This is a genomic window from Pedobacter psychroterrae, from assembly GCF_004331695.1.
Taxonomy (GTDB): Bacteria; Bacteroidota; Bacteroidia; order Sphingobacteriales; family Sphingobacteriaceae; genus Pedobacter; species Pedobacter psychroterrae.
Genome location: NZ_SJSL01000001.1, coordinates 1,396,301 through 1,414,477 on the forward strand (window position 1 = coordinate 1,396,301; position 18,177 = coordinate 1,414,477).

Below are 18,177 nucleotides of genomic sequence, written 5' to 3' on the forward strand. Positions count from 1 at the left end.
GGGCTGTTATTTTCATTCCTGAGAAAATCCCCGGGTGAAACTGGTTGACAATATGGTTACGTTGGAGGGGACACTAATCTGGATGCTGTTTTCATCGATCAAATTGGCTATATTTCCCAGAGTAATCTCGCTGGTGCCTGCTGGCAGGGTTACTTTACTACTGTGATTTAATTCTGCACCCCTGCCGTAGACGGTTACTGATTCCAATCTGCTGTTAAATGTTTTAGGAGACTGTGCCTGACTGTAAATAGCCGTAAGACTTGTAAATAAAAATAAAAGGATTCTTTTCATAAGATCGTGTTTTGATTAGGATGTAATAATTTAAGATAATCCATAAATGGAATTAGCTTAAATTTTATGACTGTGTTATTCTGGTTTTTAGCTAATTAATACTACTTTTGCAACATAATAAACAATATCTAAAATGGAACAAACACCAAATCAAAACACCGAAAGCATGAAAAAGGCTAATGACGTATCAACTTATAAATTGATGACTGTTGGGATCTTAATTGGTATTTTAGGTGTTTATCTTCGTTTTGCTTATGACTCGACTACTTTATCAATAGTGTCCTGGGCCATTCTGCTTATTGGTACCGTGATTGCTTGTAAAGCGGTATTCAAGATACTGGATGCATAAGTATCATTCATTCATTTTATGCGTTTCTTATTGTCTTTGGCAAATGCTTCCCAGCCAGAATAAGATTTGCTGCCTGAAGTGGTGCTGATCCTTTGAAAGGAATGACAGACAGCAACAGCCAATCCATCTGTGGCATCCAAAAACTCAGGAGTTTCTTTAAAATTTAATAAACGTTGCAGCATAGCAGCAACCTGTTCCTTACTGGTGTTCCCGTTGCCTGTTATAGATTGCTTGATTTTTTTTGGTGCATATTCTGCTACAGGTATGTTTCTTGTCAATGCCGCAGCCATAGCGATGCCTTGTGCGCGTCCTAATTTTAACATAACTTGAATGTTCTTACTGTAAAAAGGCGCTTCCAGGGCCAATACATCTGGTTTGAATTCTTCTAAAAGAAGTGTTGTTTTTTCGAAGATTCGCTGAAGTTTTAAAAAATGATCATCTAAGTGATCCATTCTTACAATTCCCATTGTTATTAATTCAATCTTGCTTCCCTTCTCTAATATCAATCCATAACCCATTATTGAAGTTCCAGGGTCAATGCCCATAATCACACGTTCCTTTTTATTAGCCAACATAAGACAATATTAAGCATATTTGTACAGAGTAAAAGTAAAAAGATTGACTTCCCAATATAAAAAAACCATTTCATACGTGCTTAAGGCAGCTATTGTTGTGCTTGCCTTTTGGTTCATTTATCGTAAACTTTCTACTAATGAGAACTTAGTGGCATTTAACGATCTTTTGAAACAAATCTCACAACTGGAAATTATACTTATCCTCGCTACGGTGGGCTTTCTTATGTTTATAAATTGGGGATTAGAAGCATTAAAGTGGAGGAAGCTAATTTTCAGGGTTGAAAAAATTAGTACATGGAGAGCCATAGAATCAGTTTTTTGTGGATTAACATGGGCAGTTTTTACACCAAACAGGATCGGTGAATACGGCGGAAGAGTTTTTTTTCTGTCACCAAAAAGAAGGATAATAGGGATTGTTGTAATGGCAGTAGGAAATATCGGGCAAATGGTACTGACAAATATTTTTGGTGCTATTGCCTTATGCTTATTCATCAACAAATTTATTGATATGGATTATCGGTTGTTTTATGCCCTTGTAGTTTTATCAATGATGTTTTGTTTGTTTTTTATACTCTTCTACTTTAATATTAGATGGTTGAATGGTATTTTACTTTCTTTTCGGGTTACACGAAAATACAAGAAATTTTATAGTGTTCTTTCGAGATATCAGACGGCGGAATTGTTAGGTATACTTATGTTTTGTTTAGCAAGGTATATAGTTTTTAGTACGCAATACTTCATTTTGTTTAACTGGTTGATACCGGAAATACATTCCCTTGATATCCTGATGATGGTAAGTATTTTGTTTTTTGTTCAGTCCACTTTACCGTCCCTGGATATTTTTGATATTGGGGTCAGAAGTGTTACTGCGGCTTACTTCTTTGGTTTTGTGACTACCCAGGATATAGCGGTAATTGCGTGTATTGCTATAATCTGGCTAATAAATATTATTATTCCAGCTATATTAGGCTCCTATTTTGTTTTTAAACTAGATTTTTTTGGAAATTCCAGGCATAATTAATTTGATAATCTTTATTCTTACTGCTTTATATTTAATAATAGTAGTGGTTTTTATCAGAGGATGGTATAAATTGGTAGACTATTTGCCATCAACAAATCAATTAAGTACAAAAGTATCTGTTATTGTTGCCGCAAGAAATGAAGAAGGAAATATCTCCAAAACTTTAGATGACCTACTTGCTCAATGTTATGACAGACAGCTAACTGAGATAATTTTTATTGATGACCACTCCACTGACCGAACCTCAGAGATCATTAAATCATATAATGGGTTTGGAGTTAAGTTAATACAATTGAATGAGGACAGACCGCTGAATTCTTATAAAAAGAAAGCAATTCAAACGGCTATTGCAGAATCGTCGGGTACATTAATCGTTACCACAGATGCCGACTGCAGGATGGGGCCTCACTGGCTAAGGGCGATAGTATCGCTTTATGAAATAAAGAAGTATAAGATGATCTCCTCACCAGTAGTATATTTTGAAGAAAGTAGTTTTTTTGAACGTGCCCAGTCTTTAGAATTTCTCTATCTCATTGGTTTAGGTGCGGCCACAATTGGCAATGGAAGACCTGCAACTTGTAACGGGGCAAATCTTGCTTATGAAAAAGAAGCTTTTTACGAAGTTGGGGGATTTAGTGGAATTGATGACCTTGCTTCTGGCGATGATGAGCTGTTATTACACAAAATGGCAGCAGAATTCGCCAATAACATAGGATTTTTAAAAAATAGTGAGGCTATAGTCTATACCCATGCCAAAGGTACTTTAAAAGAATTTATTCAGCAGCGCAAACGCTGGTCATCAAAAAGTACCCGATATAAAAATAAATCTATCATTGTTCTTGGGGTTTTTATATGGCTCTTCAATTTAAGCATAGTGGTTAATATAGGTATGGGTTGTCTTAATGACCTCTATTTAAAGGTCGCTTTTATCCAATTATTGACCAAGATGGCTGTTGAGTTTCTTTTTCTGTATGGTGTGACAAGCTTTGTAAACAGAAGAAAATTATTATTATTGGTACCAGTGCTTAGCATATTGCACATTATTTACATTATTTACATTGGAATAGCCGGTAATTCTGGAAAATACAAATGGAAAGGGAGAATGGTAAGGTAATGGAAAAATTTAATAGCCCTTTACAAAAGGCCTGGAGACGATTTAAAAAGAATAAACTTGCTTTTGGCGGACTTTTGTTTGTTCTGCTGCTAATGCTGATGGGTATTTTAGGATATTTAATAACTCCGGATCAAACTCCTCAGGCCAATACGATGCATTTACAACTTAGCAATAAAAAACCGGGCCGTACTTTTAATTTTCTCATCATCAGCAGAAATGGAAATGTCAAGCGAGTAGGCATAATTGAAAAGATGTTCTTTGGACAACAAGCTGATTTTAAAAGTATCCCGGTCACTTCCCTTCGCAAAGTCGGAAACAAGATTCTTGCAAGAGAATATATCGGTGATGACGAACAAGCAGAAGAAGTTGTGTATCCTTTAGTAAATGGAAACTACAGCTATACTCAAAAGTTTTGGCTTGGAACAGATATTTATGGAAGAGATCTTTTGAGTAGATTAATTCTCGGAATTAGGGTGTCGCTATCGGTGGGGTTAATCGCAGTACTCATCTCTCTTTTTATAGGAGTGAGCCTCGGCGCTATGGCCGGTTATTTTGGTGGAAGGACAGACGCTGCTATCAGCTGGTTTATGAATGTCATCTGGTCCCTGCCTTCATTATTGTTGGTAATAGCAATATCATTTGCGCTGGGGAAGGGGTTTTGGCAGATATTTATCGCCGTTGGACTGTCCACATGGGTAGAAGTATGCCGTTTAGTGCGGGGACAGGTAATGGCCTTAAAAGAAGTAGAATTTATAGAGGCTTCCAAATCTTTGGGTTTTTCGACAACTAGAATTATTGTCAGACATATATTACCCAACATAATAGGGCCCATACTCGTAGTAGCTTCTGCAAATTTTGCCTCTGCGATCTTACTGGAAACCGGTCTGAGCTTTCTTGGTTTTGGGGCACAACCTCCCATGCCAAGCTGGGGAGGGATGATTAAAGAGCACTACGGATACATTATTATGGATGCAGCATATCTCGCTATATTGCCAGGTTTAGCGATTATGTTAACAGTGTATGCCTTCAATTTGCTTGCTATTGGGCTTCGTGACGCATTTGACGTCAGGTCTCAAAATATTTCCGTTTAATGAACTGTAATTTGTAGCTTTGCTATCATGTTGCTACACGCTTATCAGAAAGAGCTTTTAGAAGCAGGGTGTGACGAAGCCGGTAGAGGCTGTCTTGCAGGACCTGTTTTTGCTGCAGCTGTAATCTTACCACCTGATTTCATTGCCGGTGAATTAACGGATTCTAAAAAGCTTACGCACAAACAGCGTTGTGCCCTGCGGCTGATCATAGAGAAGGAAGCCATTGCCTGGGCCGTTGCAGAAGTGGATAACTATGAAATTGATAAGATCAATATTCTCAATGCTTCGTTTTTAGCAATGCACCGTGCAATTGAAAAACTGGTTGTAAAACCGGCGTATTTAAGTATTGATGGTAATAGGTTCAAAGCCTATCCGGATATACCTCATGCCTGCATTATAAAGGGAGATGGCAAATACCTGAATATAGCCGCAGCCTCTATTCTTGCAAAGACTCACAGGGACGAGTTTATGGAAAATATTTCTTTTCAATATCCTCATTATCAATGGCAGCAGAATAAAGGGTACCCCACTGTGGTTCATAGAAATGCTGCTCTTGAATATGGATTGTCCCCATTTCACCGTAAAACTTTTTCTATAACCGCGCCCCAACTCCAGCTATTTTCCAAAAGCGAATGTTAATTTGTATTTTCACCTGATTGAAAACATTAATTCTTACAAATAGGGTCCCTTTTCCGCCAAATAGCGGATATCCAATAGTAGTATACAACACCATGAAAGGTCTACTAAAGCTTGGGGTAGAGATTACTTTGTTTAGTATCAACACCAATAAGCATAGGGTTGATGTGGATGATATTTATGACCCCGTTTTTGATAGTATTAATTTCCATTCCTTCAGTCTCGATACTGAGGTAAATATATGGGGAGCTTTCTTTAATATTTTTTCCAATCAATCTTACAACGTTTCCCGGTTTTTTGATGATGATGCTGCCAGGCTGCTGGAAGAGATCCTGAGAGAGAATGAGTTTGATATCATTCAGTTTGAAGGTCTTTTTGTAGTGCCATATCTGGATATTGTGAAGGCAAACAGCAAAGCAAAAGTAATTTACCGTGCCCATAATATTGAATTTGATGTTTGGGAACGAATAGCAATGACAGAACGGTTTACTCCCCGCAGAAAATATTTGCAGTTCCTTGCCCGTCGTTTAAAAGTCTATGAAACTGAGCAGATCAACCGGTTTCATCAGGTATTTGCCATTAGTGAGCAGGACAGGCAAAGCATTGTTCGTTTTGGTTGCCAGACCGCACTGGAGGTCTTTCCTGTTGCCTTGGATTTTGAGAAATACGTCACTGATAGTTCAAAAACCAGTTTTCCTACGCTATTTCATTTGGGAGCAATGGACTGGCGTCCTAATAAAGAAGGACTGGAATGGTTCTTAGACGAAATATGGCCCGATATAGAGACATTAAGCAGTGAGTTACGATTTTACATTGCAGGTAAACACATGCAGGCGGAATTTTTTGACTATGACTCAGAGAACCTGGTAGTAGAAGGGGAAGTATTTGATGCCGTAGAATTTATCAATTCAAAAGCCATTATGATTGTTCCATTGCTATCAGGAAGCGGGATGCGTGTTAAAATTGTTGAAGGAATGGCCATGAGAAAATGTATCATCGCTACCAGCATGGCAGCAGAGGGGATCAGGTGTCATCACGGTAAAGATATACTCATTGCAAATACTGCTGATGAATTTTACAGGTCGATCTTGCAATGTATCACAAATCCCAATAAGTGGCGGGAAATTGGAGAGAATGCCAGAAGAACGGTTGAAAGAGATCACGATATTTCTTCTATCTCTAAACGAATGCTGAAAGTCTATCAAAAGTTAGTTAGTGCTTAAATTTTATGTACTTTTGCCGACGTTTTTATAGATAAATCAAATGAAAAATACTGCGTTAACAGAGAAGCACATTTCCCTAGGAGCTAAAATGGTACCATTTGCAGGCTACAACATGCCGGTCCAGTATGAAGGTATCAATGCCGAGCATGCTGTAGTAAGAAATGGCGTGGGTGTATTTGATGTTAGCCACATGGGTGAGTTTATGTTGAAAGGCGAAAATGCCCTTGATTTAATTCAACGTGTTACCAGCAATGATGCGTCAAAACTTTATGATGGTAAAGTACAGTATTCTTGTCTTCCAAATGAAGAAGGCGGCATCATCGATGATCTGCTGGTTTACCGGATAGATGAAAAAACGTACATGCTGGTAGTGAATGCATCTAATATAGAAAAAGACTGGAACTGGATCCAAAAATATAATGATAAGGATGTAGAAATGCATAATATATCTGATAGAACCTCCCTATTGGCCATTCAGGGCCCTAGGGCGGCAGATGCTTTGCAAAGTCTTACGGATGTTGATCTGGGGTCAATGGAGTATTATAATTTTGTAAAAGGTACGTTTGCAGGAGTGGGGAATGTCGTAATTTCGGCAACAGGATATACAGGTGCGGGTGGATTTGAGATCTATTTTGAGAATGAACATGCCGATAAGATCTGGGATGCAATTTTTGAAGCAGGTGCAGCCTTTAATATTAAGCCGATAGGGCTAGGCGCACGTGATACCCTGCGTTTAGATATGGGTTTCTGTTTGTATGGCAATGATATTGATGACACCACCTCTCCTATAGAAGCAGGCCTCGGCTGGATCACTAAATTCACCAAAAAATTCACCAATTCAGAAGCCCTGCTCGAACAAAAAGAACAAGGGGTCAAAAAGAAGCTAATTGGCTTCGAAATGATCGACAGGGGCATTCCGCGCCACGACTATGAAATAACTGATTCGGAAGGAAGGAATATTGGTAAAGTTACTTCGGGTACTCAATCTCCTTCCTTACAGAAGGCAATAGGTATGGGCTATATTGAAAAAGGAATGGATAAAGAAGGAACAGAGATCTTTATTAATATCCGTAACAATAAGATCAGGGCCAAAGTTGTTAAATTCCCATTTTTTAAATAAGGAATATTAATTGCCGATGCCTAAACGTATAGAGGTTTGTTTAACGCCCGCATTACTACATCTTTATGATGTAAAGGACAGCATTGTTGTTGTGATAGATATTCTCCGAGCGACATCATCAATCGTATATGGTATTGCCAATGGTGCAAGTGCAATTATACCGGTAGCCAATGTTGAAGATTGCCTTCAGTATTCAGGCCAGGGCTATTTATTAGCTGCCGAGCGGAACGGGGAAGTGGTTGAAGGATATGACTTCGGAAACTCCCCCTTTTCCTATACTGCAGAAAAAGTAGCGGGAAAAACTGTTGTATTGACAACGACCAATGGTACAAAGGCACTTCATATGGCAAGAGAAACGGCGTACCAGGTAATAATCGGATCCTTTTTAAATTTAAAATCCTTATGTGCCTGGCTTAAGACACAAGATAGAAGTGTCCTGCTGCTGTGTGCAGGATGGAAAGATGCATTTAATCTGGAAGACACCCTGTTTGCCGGTGCGGTAGTTTCTGATCTCAGGAAAGACTTTGATCATTTTGATGATTCATCTATAGCTGCAGAAGACTTGTATCAACTCGCAAAAAATGACCTGCGTAAATATCTTCATAAATCTTCTCATAGCCACAGGCTTGCCGCGCTTAACATTGAGGAAGACGTGAAGTTTTGCCTGCAACTTGATATATGTAAAGCGATCCCGGTTTTAATAGGGGATACCTTGATTGCTTTAGAGACCGATTAGTTATTTAGGTTTGTACTTTGAACCATTTAATATTTTTTGAGCATCCTGTTCGGCCATTAGCTGCTGTAAGGTTACATCTTTATTTTCAGTCATGTATTTTCTTACAATTTGCCAGCCAGTCCATATGCCTAGTTTTGGGGCAGATTCATTCTTTTCTCCCAATCCGGGAGTGAAAGGGCCTTCACTCAGGTATACCTGTATCTTTTGATAGTCTGTTTCAAAAAGCAAATTGTTTTGCAGATAGAAAGCCCAGATGTCACTTTCAAAAGTTTTGCACCATTCAACCTGATTGCCTGTATAGCCTATTTTCACAGAGTCAGGCACGCTTTCCTCAAGTATCCTATCCATAAAGTACAGGATTTTACCATTATGGATCATCTTTGAGATTAAGGTCCTGTCTTCATCAAGCTCCGGAAAGAGTTCTTCCCTGGCATAGGTCTCGGTGACACGTGGTATGATATATTCGGGACTGAAACGCCTTGAAAGATAGGCAGGGACACTTTGCACGATTGCTTTATAGAATTTGCTTTCATCACCTAAAAACATGTCCAGGCCTATTCCCATATAATTGTCGCCAACAGGGGTCTGAACGGCAAAGCCAGACACAAAAGAAATGAAATTTGGGATCTTCGCTTTTGGATAATAATGTCTGATGTACCTGAAAGCTAGGTCTAACTCACTTTCTACAGACCCAAGGGTTTTAAATACACTGTCAACCTCATAGGTCAGATCTGTATAAGCCTGATCTTTATACAATGTCTCCATGACTTCCTGTTCTGTATACTCAAAATTGCCTACCATTCTATGGATATAGTCATCGTAGAAATTAGTGTATTTTTTTTTGAGAATTGATGCTGTCTGATTGATGTCTTTAGATTTTCCAGCATACAACTCCTTGTCAAAACGTAAGATTTTTACATCCAGATGTATGTTGCTAATATCTGGTTTGCTGTCATGTTTGCATGAAACAAACATTAGCAGGCCACATAATAAAAAAAATAGATAGCTTTGACCGAATTTGACGTTATATATCATTACAGGCAAATATAAAATAAGTTTATATAAGCCTCATAACCGTAAGAATATATTGGCATGAAACAAACATTTATCTGTTTAGTATTATTAATGATGTCAGGAAGCAGCTATGCTCAGGATCTGACGGTTCCCTATTATGGCTTTAGGCTAGGATTAACAGCTCATCCTACCATAGGATGGGTAAAACCACAAATTGGTAAAAGCAATAGTGTCTCAATGGGGTTTTCTTATGGATTAATTGCTGATTTCAATTTTACCCAGAATTACAGTTTTGCTACAGGTTTAACGATTACTACCATTAATGGAAAAACCAAAGAAGCAAGAACCGTATCGAATGAGCCTCCTGCACAGACCGAAGTGCAGTTAAAATATAAGCTTCAATATATTGAAATTCCACTTACCCTTAAACTAAAAACGGTAAAAATAGACGACGTTCGATGGTATGGACAATTTGGTCTTTCAAACGATTTTAAAATCCGTGCCAGGCAGGATGTTAACGAAAAGACGGATACTGAATATGCGCCTGAAAGTATCAAGTTTTACAGATCAGGATTGATCATCGGAGCAGGAGCTGAGATCGATATTAATGGGAATATGAGTGTTACAACCGGATTGACTTTCAACAATGGATTTACTAATATTACAGGTGACAAAGATAACCGTATCCGCAATCATTATATAGGTGTAAATTTTGGGGTATTTTTCTAAGAAATCAACCGGACAGATAAAAAGATTACTAAACAGGAATGAACATAGCACTTGCGCAACTCAACTATCACATTGGCAATTTTGAGTATAATACTAAGAAGATCATCGACCATATTCAGCTTGCGAAAGACAAAGGAGCTGATTTGGTAGTTTTTGCGGAGCTGGCAATCTGTGGATATCCTTCACGTGATTTTCTCGAATTCGATGAATTCATCGAACTATGTGAAGAAGCAGCAAATGAAATAGCGCAGCATTGTCATGGAATAGCATGTATTGTTGGCCTGCCAATAAAGAATAATACAATTGCCGGCAAAGACCTTTACAATGCGGCCCATTTTATAGAAGAGGGCAAGATTACGTCTACTGTGAAGAAAGCATTACTTCCTAATTATGATGTTTTTGACGAATATCGCTATTTTGAACCGGGTAGTGAATTTCGATGCATCGAATATAAGGGCCGAAAAATAGCATTAACAATCTGTGAAGATCTATGGAACATCAATGACAATCCATTGTATATTTCAAATCCTATGGATCAGTTGATCCTGCAGAAACCTGATTTTATGATCAATATTGCGGCGTCCCCATTCTCTTATGCACATGATGATGAAAGAATGGTTGTACTGGCAGACAATGCCAGGAAATATAACCTGCCTTTGCTATATGTAAATCAGGTAGGAGCGCAAACAGAAATCATATTCGATGGAGGTTCGGTTGCATTTGACAGAAAAGGCAGCCTGCTTGATGAAATGAAATATTTTGAAGAAGAACTGAAAATATATGAAATCAAGGGAAGTGAGATTAGTGGTTATTCGCCCATGGCACACGAACCTCTCTCAGATATTGAACAGATCTATCATGCACTCATCCTTGGTATCAAAGATTATTTCCATAAATCAGGCTTTTCTAAGGCAGTTCTGGGACTATCAGGTGGCATTGACTCTGCTATAGTTTGTGCGTTAGCATGTCGCGCTTTAGGCCCGGAAAATGTAATGGCCGTGCTGATGCCCTCCAAGTATTCTTCCGATCATTCAATCAATGATGCACTTTTACTGGTTGAAAATTTTGGTTGTCAGCATGAAATAATCCCGATCAAAGAAGCGGCAGATTCATTTGATAGTATGATGTCATCTGCTTTTAAAGACCTGCCACCTAATCTGGCAGAAGAAAATATCCAGGCCCGGTGCCGGGGAATTGTAGTGATGGCGATGTCTAATAAGTTTGGCTATATCTTGTTAAATACCTCTAATAAAAGTGAATGTGCAGTAGGTTATGGTACTTTGTATGGGGATATGTGCGGAGCAATTGGCGTAATCGGCGATATCTACAAAACACAGGTGTACGAACTTGCGAAGTTTATTAATAAGGATGCTGAAATGATCCCGTTAAATTCCATTGTCAAGCCACCTTCAGCAGAGTTACGACCCGATCAGAAAGATTCTGATTCCTTACCAGAGTACGATGTACTGGATAAGGTCCTCTTTCAATATATCGAATTAAAAAAGAGTTCCCGTGCTATTATCGCACAGGGATACGATGAGACATTGGTTAGGAGAATCATCAAGATGGTCAATAATGCAGAATTCAAGCGCTATCAGACACCACCCATATTGCGCGTTTCTCCCAAAGCCTTTGGTATGGGAAGAAGAATGCCAATCGTAGGGAAATACCTCTCTTAAACAGACCTTTTTCTCACAGAAGAGATTTTATAAAACGGAATAAGCAGGGCAAGTAGGGCTCCGATAATGCAGGAGATGATCGCTATCATATCTCCATTTTTCACATATGGTGTTATTTCGTCGTTTAAGTTTATATCTGCTTTCATTGCAGTTCTGGTCCACCATTTTGATTGTGTCAAAATGTCTCCACGTTGGTTTATAAAGCCAGAAATACCAGTATTGGCAGATCGAACTACATAACGCCGTGCCTCTATAGCGCGCAATTTTGCGTATAACAAGTGTTGTTCCTTGCCTGAGGTGTTGCCCCACCATGCGTCATTGGTGATCACAGCGATGAACTGAGCGCCATTTCTGACAGCCTCACCAATCCATTCCCCCCACAAAGATTCATAACAGATAACGGGGACAACACCAACGCCGCTTTGTGAATAAAACACTTCTGGATTATCCTGCCATCCCCAACCGCCGCTACTGCCGCCAAACTGTTCAAAAATCGGTGCCAGTACAGAAAGTGCTACAGGGAAAGGCATTTTTTCAACGCCTGGTACCAGTTTGGATTTATGATAGAACTGCACATTCGCAGAATTCTCCACCTGCATTGCTGAATTGAAATTATCTTTAAAAATGCCATATCCCCAGTTTTTGGCCGTGATCGTTTTTTGTTCATTGTAAAATCTAACGCTTTCAATCCCCGTCAGTACAGTCCCATTCTTATATTTGTCCAGGAAGTGTTGAACAATGATAAATTCTGGGTTACTATGAATTTTCTCTTCATCAGCATAATTAGGAATGGCGGTTTCGGGCCATATAAAATATTCTGTGTTGGGTTGTGCTACAGAATCTGACAGTTTAATTAGTATGTCTAATTGATCCCTGACTGGGAGATCCACGAATTTTTTATACGGGTCAATGTTAGGTTGTACCGCCACTACATTTAGTGGAACTACCTTTTCAGTATAGTTGTAGTATGTGGTTAGCGATAATCCTATTGGAACCAATATAACTATTGCTGGCACCAATATCGGCAGTGCCTTCCAGCCGCCGGCCTGCTTAATTTCTTTGTAAGCTTCAAAAACAACAATATTGCTAAGCAGTATCCATAGAGAACCACCATATACTCCCGTATATTCATACCATTGGGCTAGCTGATGCATGCCTGCCAAGCCGTTTCCTAGCGTCATCCAGGGAAAAGAAAGGTCCCATGTCTGATGCAGGTATTCCATAGCTATATAAAAGCATATCAGGCCTGCATAAGCGATGTATTTGTTTGCAACAAGGCCTAGCCTATAATATAACCAAAAAGCAAATGTCATCAGGAGCGCACCTAAACCGAAGGGTATAATAGATACTAAAGCTGCTACCAGAGGGTCATTGACAGCACTTATTGCATTATACACCCAGTAGATGGAGGCGGTGTTCCATACCAAAAAAGTTAGCCCCGCAGTCAGGAATACCCGCTTGCCCTTCTTAGACCGGTCATCGGCTTTTATAGCAGACAAAGCAATAAGGAGAGGTACGAGACCAATCAGCAGTAACGGGGTAGTATAATTAATAGGTGGCCAGGCCAGCCACATTAAAAATGAACTTAACAGGCCAAGAAAATAAACATTGCTAACTATCTTCATCGGGGGGATTATAAAGTATCTAAAATACTAGCCTTTTTTGTCTCATATTCCTCCTGAGTGATCAGCTGTTTGTCGTACAATATTTTGAGCTTTCTTAGTTTCAACGTAGTTTCATCTTCAGGCTCTTCAGCAACGAATGGCATCGTTTTATGATCCGTTAAGGGTTCTTCTGCGAATGCGTTCACAGTCACCACTGAAGGTACAGCATGCTTTTCTTCTATACTGTCCAGTCGCTGTTGCTCCTTGAAATTTTCCAGTTGCTCGCAAGATATCTGATACAATTTACGCGCTTGTACTTTAGGAATGTACTCCGTAACAATATTTTCTCCATGCTGGGGCACACAAATAAACTTAGAACCAAAAAACTCTTCCTTAAAAGAGACCTCCTTAATGCTTTTCCAGGAAATATCTTTAAAATTCATAGTGATCCCAAAGCTACCAGGCTCACAATAGAAGATACGTTTGGTGCTTACAGCAATGCAGTCAGGTAATAAGTTTACCGCCGGCTTCTTCTGAACAGCCATATAAAGCAGTTCCTCATTTGAACTTAGCATGTCGTTTAATTTTACTAAAACCCGTTCTACAGCCTTAGGGTCTTGTTCATCACTCAAAAATCTATCTATTAGTGTCATCTTTTTAAACTCATTTAGTCCTGCTCTTCACGGATACGCTTCTTCTTTACCACTTCAGCTCCCGCAATACAAATTACGAATTCTCCCTTTAATATATTGTTTTCATAATGTGATTTTATCTCTGCCAGCGTGCCCCTCACAGTTTCTTCATACAGCTTGGTGAGCTCCCTGCTTACCGATGCCTGTCTGTCCGGACCCAGGTACTGTGCAAATTCTTCCAATGTTTTAAGCAGCCGGTGCGGACTTTCATACAATATAATTGTCCTGTCTTCTTCTGCCAGCTTCTTAAAACGGGTCTGCCGTCCTTTTTTAACAGGCAGAAAACCCTCAAATACAAATGAATCTGAAGGCAATCCTGAGTTGACCAGGGCAGGCACAAATGCCGTTGCACCGGGCAGGCATTCCACCTCCAGCTCGTTTTTAATAGCCTCCCTGACCAGGTAAAATCCAGGGTCTGAGATGGCTGGCGTACCTGCATCAGAGATCAGGGCAACATTCTTGCCTTCTTTTAAAAACTTTATTATTTCAGATGTAGCCTGATGCTCATTGTGCTGATGATGGGAATATGCCTTTTTATCAATACCAAAATATTTAAGCAAAGGTGCACTGGTACGGGTATCTTCAGCAAGGATTACGTCGGCTTCTTTCAGTATCCGGATCGCCCTTAATGTAATATCCTCCAGGTTTCCAATTGGTGTAGGTACAAGATATAGTTTGCCCATTTGTAAATCAATCTTATCTTTGTGTAAAAAATTAAATAATGCTGCAAGTTAGTTATATCCGTGAAAATAGAGAGAAAGTTTTAGAACGACTGAGTGTACGTAATTTTAAGCAACCGGAACTGGTTGATGAAATTATTAGAATTGATGAAGAACGCAGACAGGTTCAAACTTCGCTGGATAGCCTTTCAGCCATTGCCAATGCCAGTGCAAAACAAATTGGCGAATTAATGCGTGCCGGCAACAAAGAAGCCGCGGAGCTGCTTAAAGCGGAGACTTCTGCTGGTAAGGAACAGCATAAAAAGCTTTCTGATCAGCTCTCTGATGCAGAGCTTAAATTATATAACCTCATTGTACAATTACCCAACTTACCTCATGATCTGGTAAAAGCAGGTAGTACACCAGAGGAGAATGAGATCGTGCTGGAGCATGGCAATCCTGCCGAGCTTCCCACAGGCGCTTTGCCGCATTGGGAACTTACCGCTAAATACGATATCATCGATTTTGAACTGGGAACTAAAATAACCGGTGCCGGATTTCCGGTATATAAAGGCAAGGGTGCCCGTTTGCAAAGAGCACTGATCAATTTCTTTCTTGACCACGCTACAGATGCGGGCTATAGAGAAATGCAGGTCCCGCATTTGGTAAACGAAGCTTCAGGGTTTGGAACAGGACAGCTGCCAGACAAAGAGGGGCAGATGTATCATGCCGGGATTGACAATCTATACCTTATTCCCACAGCGGAAGTTCCGGTTACCAATCTTTACAGAGATGTCATTTTAAAAGAAGAAGAGCTACCGATAAAAAATACGGCTTATACCCCATGCTTTCGTCGTGAGGCCGGATCTTATGGCGCACATGTACGTGGATTAAACCGCTTGCATCAGTTTGATAAAGTAGAAGTGGTACAGGTAGTTCATCCCGACAAATCGTACCAGGTACTCGAAGAGATGAGTGCGTATGTTCAGTCCCTGCTAAAGGAGCTTGGATTACATTACCGGGTTTTGCGTTTGTGTGGCGGTGACATGGGTTTCACATCTGCCATGACTTATGACATGGAGGTTTGGAGTGCTGCTCAGCAGCGCTGGCTGGAAGTCTCCTCCGTGTCCAACTTTGAGACTTATCAAAGCAACAGGTTGAAGCTAAGGTTTAAGAATGCTACTGGAAAAACGCAATTTGCCCATACCTTAAATGGAAGTGCCCTGGCGTTGCCGCGTATTGTTGCCGCAATATTGGAAAACAATCAAACAGAGAATGGTATTAAAATCCCTGAGGCGCTGGTAAGGTATACAGGGTTTGAATACATAGATTGATAAAAGCAGCTGCATTTTTAAGGATGCATGTAAAGTGAAAGAGGGTGACCATTATTATAATGGCTACCCTCTTTTATTGAATAGGGAAGATATAGCGCTTCTTAAAGAATAAGTATCAACAATAATATGATAATGATGATCGCTCCAACAGAAAGATAAACACCACCACCCGTTGCACGAGCTTGCTGTTTCAGTTCTTTCAATTCATTACGCAACGCCTTTCTTTCAGACTTTGAAAGATCTGATTTGTCCATTGCTTTAATTTCTTCAACACGATCAGTAATTCTTTTCAGCTGAATCTTCTGCTCTGCAGTCATTTCAGTTTTAACTTTATCGTTTTTGTCTGCAGCCGAAACTGTATTTGCACTGATGGCCATTGTAAAGACCAGCACTAAAGAGTAAATAAATTTTTTCATGTTTTAAGTTTTTTAGATATATTTCTAAACAACAAAAAACCTACCAAAGTTAATTGATAGGTTTTTTGTACTGGTTTTCTAGTGTTATACTAGAAACTGTATGCTGTTGTAGTCAACTACGTTATTTAATTTCAAATACTGTGTTCATAATGTAGTTCAGTTTTATCTTCTTGAAATCTATCTCTGCCGTATTTCCTGCCATTGCATCAGCACTTTCCGCCTTCATCATCATCACATTGCGGTACATTGGCTGCGGATATTGCTCATTGTTGACTTCCTGAATGTCAATTACGCTTCCCAATTTGTCTCCCAATGCCTCCACTAGATAAGCCGCTTTGGCTTTTGCTGCCTGCAATGCCTTTATTTTTAGCTCTTTCTTTAAAGATTCGATCTTCGAGTAGTCATAGCTCTCAATATTGGTAGATGCCACACCTTTGGGGTCTACAGCTCCAATGATGTCATTAAACTTATTCAGGTCAGAGACTTTTAAGCGATATTGTTTGCTAGCTAAAAAGTCAGGGTTTTTCTTTTTTTCAGTAGCCCATGAATAACTTGACAGGTTATTGATCGTCAGGCTTTCCTTATCAAGACCGGCTTTTTGGATTGCGCTGTAAAGCTGGTTCTCCAGGGTAGTGATCTCCACTTTTTTCTTACTGTTGTTGTCCTTCAGGTATTCTTTGAGGGATATAGCAATATAGATAATGTCGGGAGTAACTTCTGTTTCTGCAGAACCGCTTACGCTGATCTTTTTTCTTAAATCTACTTGTTGCGCCAGCGCACTTAAACTAAATAATGCAACGAAGGCAAGGGTTAATAACTTTTTCATAAGATTAAATTTTCATTTGTGTATTTAATAAGTAGATGTAAAAATCATACCAATTCCACAAGCCTATTTAAAATTATTGGTGATTATTCCTCAACTACCTCACTATTAATGCTGATTTCTTCTTTCACATCTTCCTTAAAATAGGTTTTCTGAAAGATCAGAATGATCACCACACCCACTGAGATCGCTGCATCGGCTATGTTAAATACCGGTCTGAAAAATATAAAATCTTCGCCGCCCCATATCGGTAGCCATGAAGGGAAGTGTCCCTGCAAAATAGGGAAATAGAACATATCTACTACTCTGCCGTGAAACCATCCCGCATAGCCATATATTTTGCCATAAAATACAGAGTCGATGATATTTCCTAAAGCTCCTGAAAATATCAGTGCTACGTTCAGTATCAGCCCTCTGTGATATTTTCTCTGGATCAGGTAATGCAACCCATAACCTATTCCTGCTACGGCCGCTATCCTAAACAGTGATAAAGCAAGTTTTCCAAATTCACCACCAAACTCAAGGCCAAAAGCCATCCCGTTGTTCTCTGTAAAATGAATGATAAACCAATCGCCCATGATCTTAAACTCCTGACTCATGTACATATTGGTCTTGATCCAGGTTTTCAAAACCTGGTCGGCAAGCAATACAAAGAAAATAATCAGCAAAGGTTTTGTATAGCCTTTCATTATGATTGCTTCAGTTTAGCTTCCATACTTAGCGTAGCGTGCGGGACTGCACGTAAGCGTTCCTTTTGAATTAACTTTCCTGTTTCTCTGCAAATGCCATAAGTCTTGTTCTCTATACGTACTTGTGCAGCTTCCAGGTTTTCGATAAACTTTTTCTGGCGCGCGGCCAACTGGTTCAGTTGCTCTTTTTCAAGAGTCGCAGAACCATCTTCCAGCGTTTTGTAAGTGCCGGAAGTATCTTCCGTACCATTAGAATTCGGACTGCTTAACGAGTTTGTCAAATCAAGAAACTCTTGTCTGGCCATACGTAATTTTTCCTGAATCAATTCTTTAAATTCTTGAAGTTCACTGTCAGAGTACCTTGTTTTTTCTTTTTCCATAA

General features: G+C 39.5%; 21 protein-coding genes. 11 read left to right on the top strand and 10 right to left on the bottom strand.

Annotated elements, in window-relative coordinates; translation table 11 throughout:
- Positions 1-12: 12 nt before the first annotated feature.
- The gene (locus EZ437_RS21710; protein ID WP_205942654.1) at positions 13-291 is read right to left on the bottom strand and encodes a DUF4140 domain-containing protein; all 279 of its coding nucleotides are present in this window, start codon (positions 289-291) and stop codon (positions 13-15) included.
- A gap of 133 nt (positions 292-424) precedes the next feature.
- On the opposite strand from EZ437_RS21710, the gene EZ437_RS06110 reads away from it, so the two are divergent.
- The gene (locus EZ437_RS06110; RefSeq protein ID WP_131594253.1) at positions 425-640 is read left to right on the top strand and encodes a hypothetical protein; all 216 of its coding nucleotides are present in this window, start codon (positions 425-427) and stop codon (positions 638-640) included.
- Between the two features lie 11 nt (positions 641-651).
- Here EZ437_RS06110 and ruvC read toward each other — a convergent pair whose 3' ends face one another.
- Positions 652-1,215, bottom strand: a complete 564-nt coding sequence (ruvC, locus tag EZ437_RS06115) for a crossover junction endodeoxyribonuclease RuvC (protein ID WP_131594255.1) — start codon at positions 1,213-1,215, stop codon at positions 652-654.
- Positions 1,216-1,258: 43 nt separating this feature from the next.
- Here ruvC and EZ437_RS06120 point away from each other — a divergent pair, with 43 nt between their 5' ends.
- Genes EZ437_RS06120 through EZ437_RS06150 form a run of 7 tightly spaced genes read left to right on the top strand, consistent with a single transcriptional unit; the run spans position 1,259 to position 8,156 of the window.
- Positions 1,259-2,236, top strand: a complete 978-nt coding sequence (locus tag EZ437_RS06120) for a hypothetical protein (RefSeq protein WP_131595199.1) — start codon at positions 1,259-1,261, stop codon at positions 2,234-2,236.
- Between the two features lie 34 nt (positions 2,237-2,270).
- Positions 2,271-3,350 carry a glycosyltransferase family 2 protein gene (locus EZ437_RS06125; protein ID WP_131595197.1) on the top strand — a complete coding sequence of 360 codons (1,080 nt, stop codon included), beginning with the start codon at positions 2,271-2,273 and terminating at the stop codon, positions 3,348-3,350.
- Entirely contained in the window at positions 3,326-4,441 is a 1,116-nt protein-coding gene (locus EZ437_RS06130) for an ABC transporter permease (protein ID WP_225869510.1), read from the top strand. The genes EZ437_RS06125 and EZ437_RS06130 overlap by 25 nt, the downstream gene beginning before the upstream one ends.
- 27 nt (positions 4,442-4,468) lie before the next feature.
- Positions 4,469-5,080 carry a ribonuclease HII gene (locus EZ437_RS06135; RefSeq protein ID WP_131594257.1) on the top strand — a complete coding sequence of 204 codons (612 nt, stop codon included), beginning with the start codon at positions 4,469-4,471 and terminating at the stop codon, positions 5,078-5,080.
- A gap of 17 nt (positions 5,081-5,097) precedes the next feature.
- Positions 5,098-6,300 (top strand): glycosyltransferase family 4 protein, encoded by a 1,203-nt coding sequence (locus EZ437_RS06140; RefSeq protein WP_131594259.1) that lies wholly within the window; start codon positions 5,098-5,100, stop codon positions 6,298-6,300.
- Positions 6,301-6,340: 40 nt separating this feature from the next.
- Positions 6,341-7,420, top strand: a complete 1,080-nt coding sequence (gene gcvT, locus EZ437_RS06145) for a glycine cleavage system aminomethyltransferase GcvT (RefSeq protein ID WP_131594261.1) — start codon at positions 6,341-6,343, stop codon at positions 7,418-7,420.
- A 16-nt stretch (positions 7,421-7,436) separates the two neighbouring features.
- Positions 7,437-8,156: a 2-phosphosulfolactate phosphatase gene (locus EZ437_RS06150; protein ID WP_131594263.1), complete on the top strand. Its 720-nt coding sequence runs from the start codon at positions 7,437-7,439 to the stop codon at positions 8,154-8,156.
- Here EZ437_RS06150 and gldB read toward each other — a convergent pair whose 3' ends face one another.
- Positions 8,157-9,191 (bottom strand): gliding motility lipoprotein GldB, encoded by a 1,035-nt coding sequence (gene gldB, locus EZ437_RS06155; protein WP_131594265.1) that lies wholly within the window; start codon positions 9,189-9,191, stop codon positions 8,157-8,159.
- A 57-nt stretch (positions 9,192-9,248) separates the two neighbouring features.
- On the opposite strand from gldB, the gene EZ437_RS06160 reads away from it, so the two are divergent.
- Both EZ437_RS06160 and EZ437_RS06165 read left to right on the top strand, forming a co-directional pair.
- Positions 9,249-9,899 (top strand): porin family protein, encoded by a 651-nt coding sequence (locus EZ437_RS06160; RefSeq protein ID WP_131594267.1) that lies wholly within the window; start codon positions 9,249-9,251, stop codon positions 9,897-9,899.
- 38 nt (positions 9,900-9,937) lie between these two features.
- Positions 9,938-11,578, top strand: a complete 1,641-nt coding sequence (locus EZ437_RS06165; protein WP_131594269.1) for an NAD+ synthase — start codon at positions 9,938-9,940, stop codon at positions 11,576-11,578.
- Here EZ437_RS06165 and lnt read toward each other — a convergent pair.
- The 3 genes from lnt to rsmI are packed head-to-tail and all read right to left on the bottom strand — an operon-like array spanning position 11,575 to position 14,557.
- Complete coding sequence (gene lnt, locus EZ437_RS06170) at positions 11,575-13,203, bottom strand: apolipoprotein N-acyltransferase (protein ID WP_131594271.1); 1,629 nt, start codon at positions 13,201-13,203, stop codon at positions 11,575-11,577. The genes EZ437_RS06165 and lnt overlap by 4 nt on opposite strands.
- A gap of 8 nt (positions 13,204-13,211) precedes the next feature.
- Positions 13,212-13,835, bottom strand: a complete 624-nt coding sequence (locus EZ437_RS06175) for a PH domain-containing protein (protein WP_131594273.1) — start codon at positions 13,833-13,835, stop codon at positions 13,212-13,214.
- A gap of 14 nt (positions 13,836-13,849) precedes the next feature.
- Positions 13,850-14,557 (bottom strand): 16S rRNA (cytidine(1402)-2'-O)-methyltransferase, encoded by a 708-nt coding sequence (gene rsmI, locus EZ437_RS06180; RefSeq protein WP_131594275.1) that lies wholly within the window; start codon positions 14,555-14,557, stop codon positions 13,850-13,852.
- A 38-nt stretch (positions 14,558-14,595) separates the two neighbouring features.
- On the opposite strand from rsmI, the gene serS reads away from it, so the two are divergent.
- Positions 14,596-15,867, top strand: a complete 1,272-nt coding sequence (serS, locus tag EZ437_RS06185; protein ID WP_131594277.1) for a serine--tRNA ligase — start codon at positions 14,596-14,598, stop codon at positions 15,865-15,867.
- A gap of 101 nt (positions 15,868-15,968) precedes the next feature.
- Here the strand turns inward: serS and EZ437_RS06190 are convergent, their stop codons facing one another.
- The 4 genes from EZ437_RS06190 to EZ437_RS06205 form a co-directional block, all read right to left on the bottom strand.
- Positions 15,969-16,283, bottom strand: coding sequence for a hypothetical protein (locus EZ437_RS06190; protein WP_131594278.1), 315 nt, complete (start codon positions 16,281-16,283; stop codon positions 15,969-15,971).
- Between the two features lie 121 nt (positions 16,284-16,404).
- On the bottom strand, positions 16,405-17,109 hold the full coding sequence (locus EZ437_RS06195) for an SIMPL domain-containing protein (protein ID WP_131594280.1): 705 nt from the start codon (positions 17,107-17,109) through the stop codon (positions 16,405-16,407).
- A gap of 83 nt (positions 17,110-17,192) precedes the next feature.
- A complete protein-coding gene (locus tag EZ437_RS06200) occupies positions 17,193-17,795 on the bottom strand; it encodes a lipoprotein signal peptidase (RefSeq protein ID WP_131594282.1) in 603 nt (200 codons plus the stop codon).
- A complete protein-coding gene (locus tag EZ437_RS06205) occupies positions 17,795-18,175 on the bottom strand; it encodes a TraR/DksA family transcriptional regulator (protein WP_131594284.1) in 381 nt (126 codons plus the stop codon). Before EZ437_RS06205 ends, EZ437_RS06200 begins: the two co-directional genes overlap by 1 nt.
- Positions 18,176-18,177 lie beyond the last annotated feature (2 nt).

Coding starts and splice junctions, on each gene's coding strand:
- serS (WP_131594277.1), top strand. CDS start 14,596: ATGCTGCAAGTTAGTTATATCCGTGAAAATAGAGAGAAAGTTTTAGAA.
- EZ437_RS06150 (WP_131594263.1), top strand. CDS start 7,437: ATGCCTAAACGTATAGAGGTTTGTTTAACGCCCGCATTACTACATCTT.
- EZ437_RS06110 (WP_131594253.1), top strand. CDS start 425: ATGGAACAAACACCAAATCAAAACACCGAAAGCATGAAAAAGGCTAAT.
- gldB (WP_131594265.1), bottom strand. CDS start 9,191: ATGATATATAACGTCAAATTCGGTCAAAGCTATCTATTTTTTTTATTA.
- lnt (WP_131594271.1), bottom strand. CDS start 13,203: ATGAAGATAGTTAGCAATGTTTATTTTCTTGGCCTGTTAAGTTCATTT.
- EZ437_RS06190 (WP_131594278.1), bottom strand. CDS start 16,283: ATGAAAAAATTTATTTACTCTTTAGTGCTGGTCTTTACAATGGCCATC.
- EZ437_RS06135 (WP_131594257.1), top strand. CDS start 4,469: ATGTTGCTACACGCTTATCAGAAAGAGCTTTTAGAAGCAGGGTGTGAC.
- EZ437_RS06160 (WP_131594267.1), top strand. CDS start 9,249: ATGAAACAAACATTTATCTGTTTAGTATTATTAATGATGTCAGGAAGC.
- EZ437_RS06200 (WP_131594282.1), bottom strand. CDS start 17,795: ATGAAAGGCTATACAAAACCTTTGCTGATTATTTTCTTTGTATTGCTT.
- EZ437_RS21710 (WP_205942654.1), bottom strand. CDS start 291: ATGAAAAGAATCCTTTTATTTTTATTTACAAGTCTTACGGCTATTTAC.
- ruvC (WP_131594255.1), bottom strand. CDS start 1,215: ATGTTGGCTAATAAAAAGGAACGTGTGATTATGGGCATTGACCCTGGA.
- EZ437_RS06175 (WP_131594273.1), bottom strand. CDS start 13,835: ATGACACTAATAGATAGATTTTTGAGTGATGAACAAGACCCTAAGGCT.
- EZ437_RS06130 (WP_225869510.1), top strand. CDS start 3,326: ATGGAAAGGGAGAATGGTAAGGTAATGGAAAAATTTAATAGCCCTTTA.
- EZ437_RS06165 (WP_131594269.1), top strand. CDS start 9,938: ATGAACATAGCACTTGCGCAACTCAACTATCACATTGGCAATTTTGAG.
- EZ437_RS06205 (WP_131594284.1), bottom strand. CDS start 18,175: ATGGAAAAAGAAAAAACAAGGTACTCTGACAGTGAACTTCAAGAATTT.
- rsmI (WP_131594275.1), bottom strand. CDS start 14,557: ATGGGCAAACTATATCTTGTACCTACACCAATTGGAAACCTGGAGGAT.
- gcvT (WP_131594261.1), top strand. CDS start 6,341: ATGAAAAATACTGCGTTAACAGAGAAGCACATTTCCCTAGGAGCTAAA.
- EZ437_RS06195 (WP_131594280.1), bottom strand. CDS start 17,109: ATGAAAAAGTTATTAACCCTTGCCTTCGTTGCATTATTTAGTTTAAGT.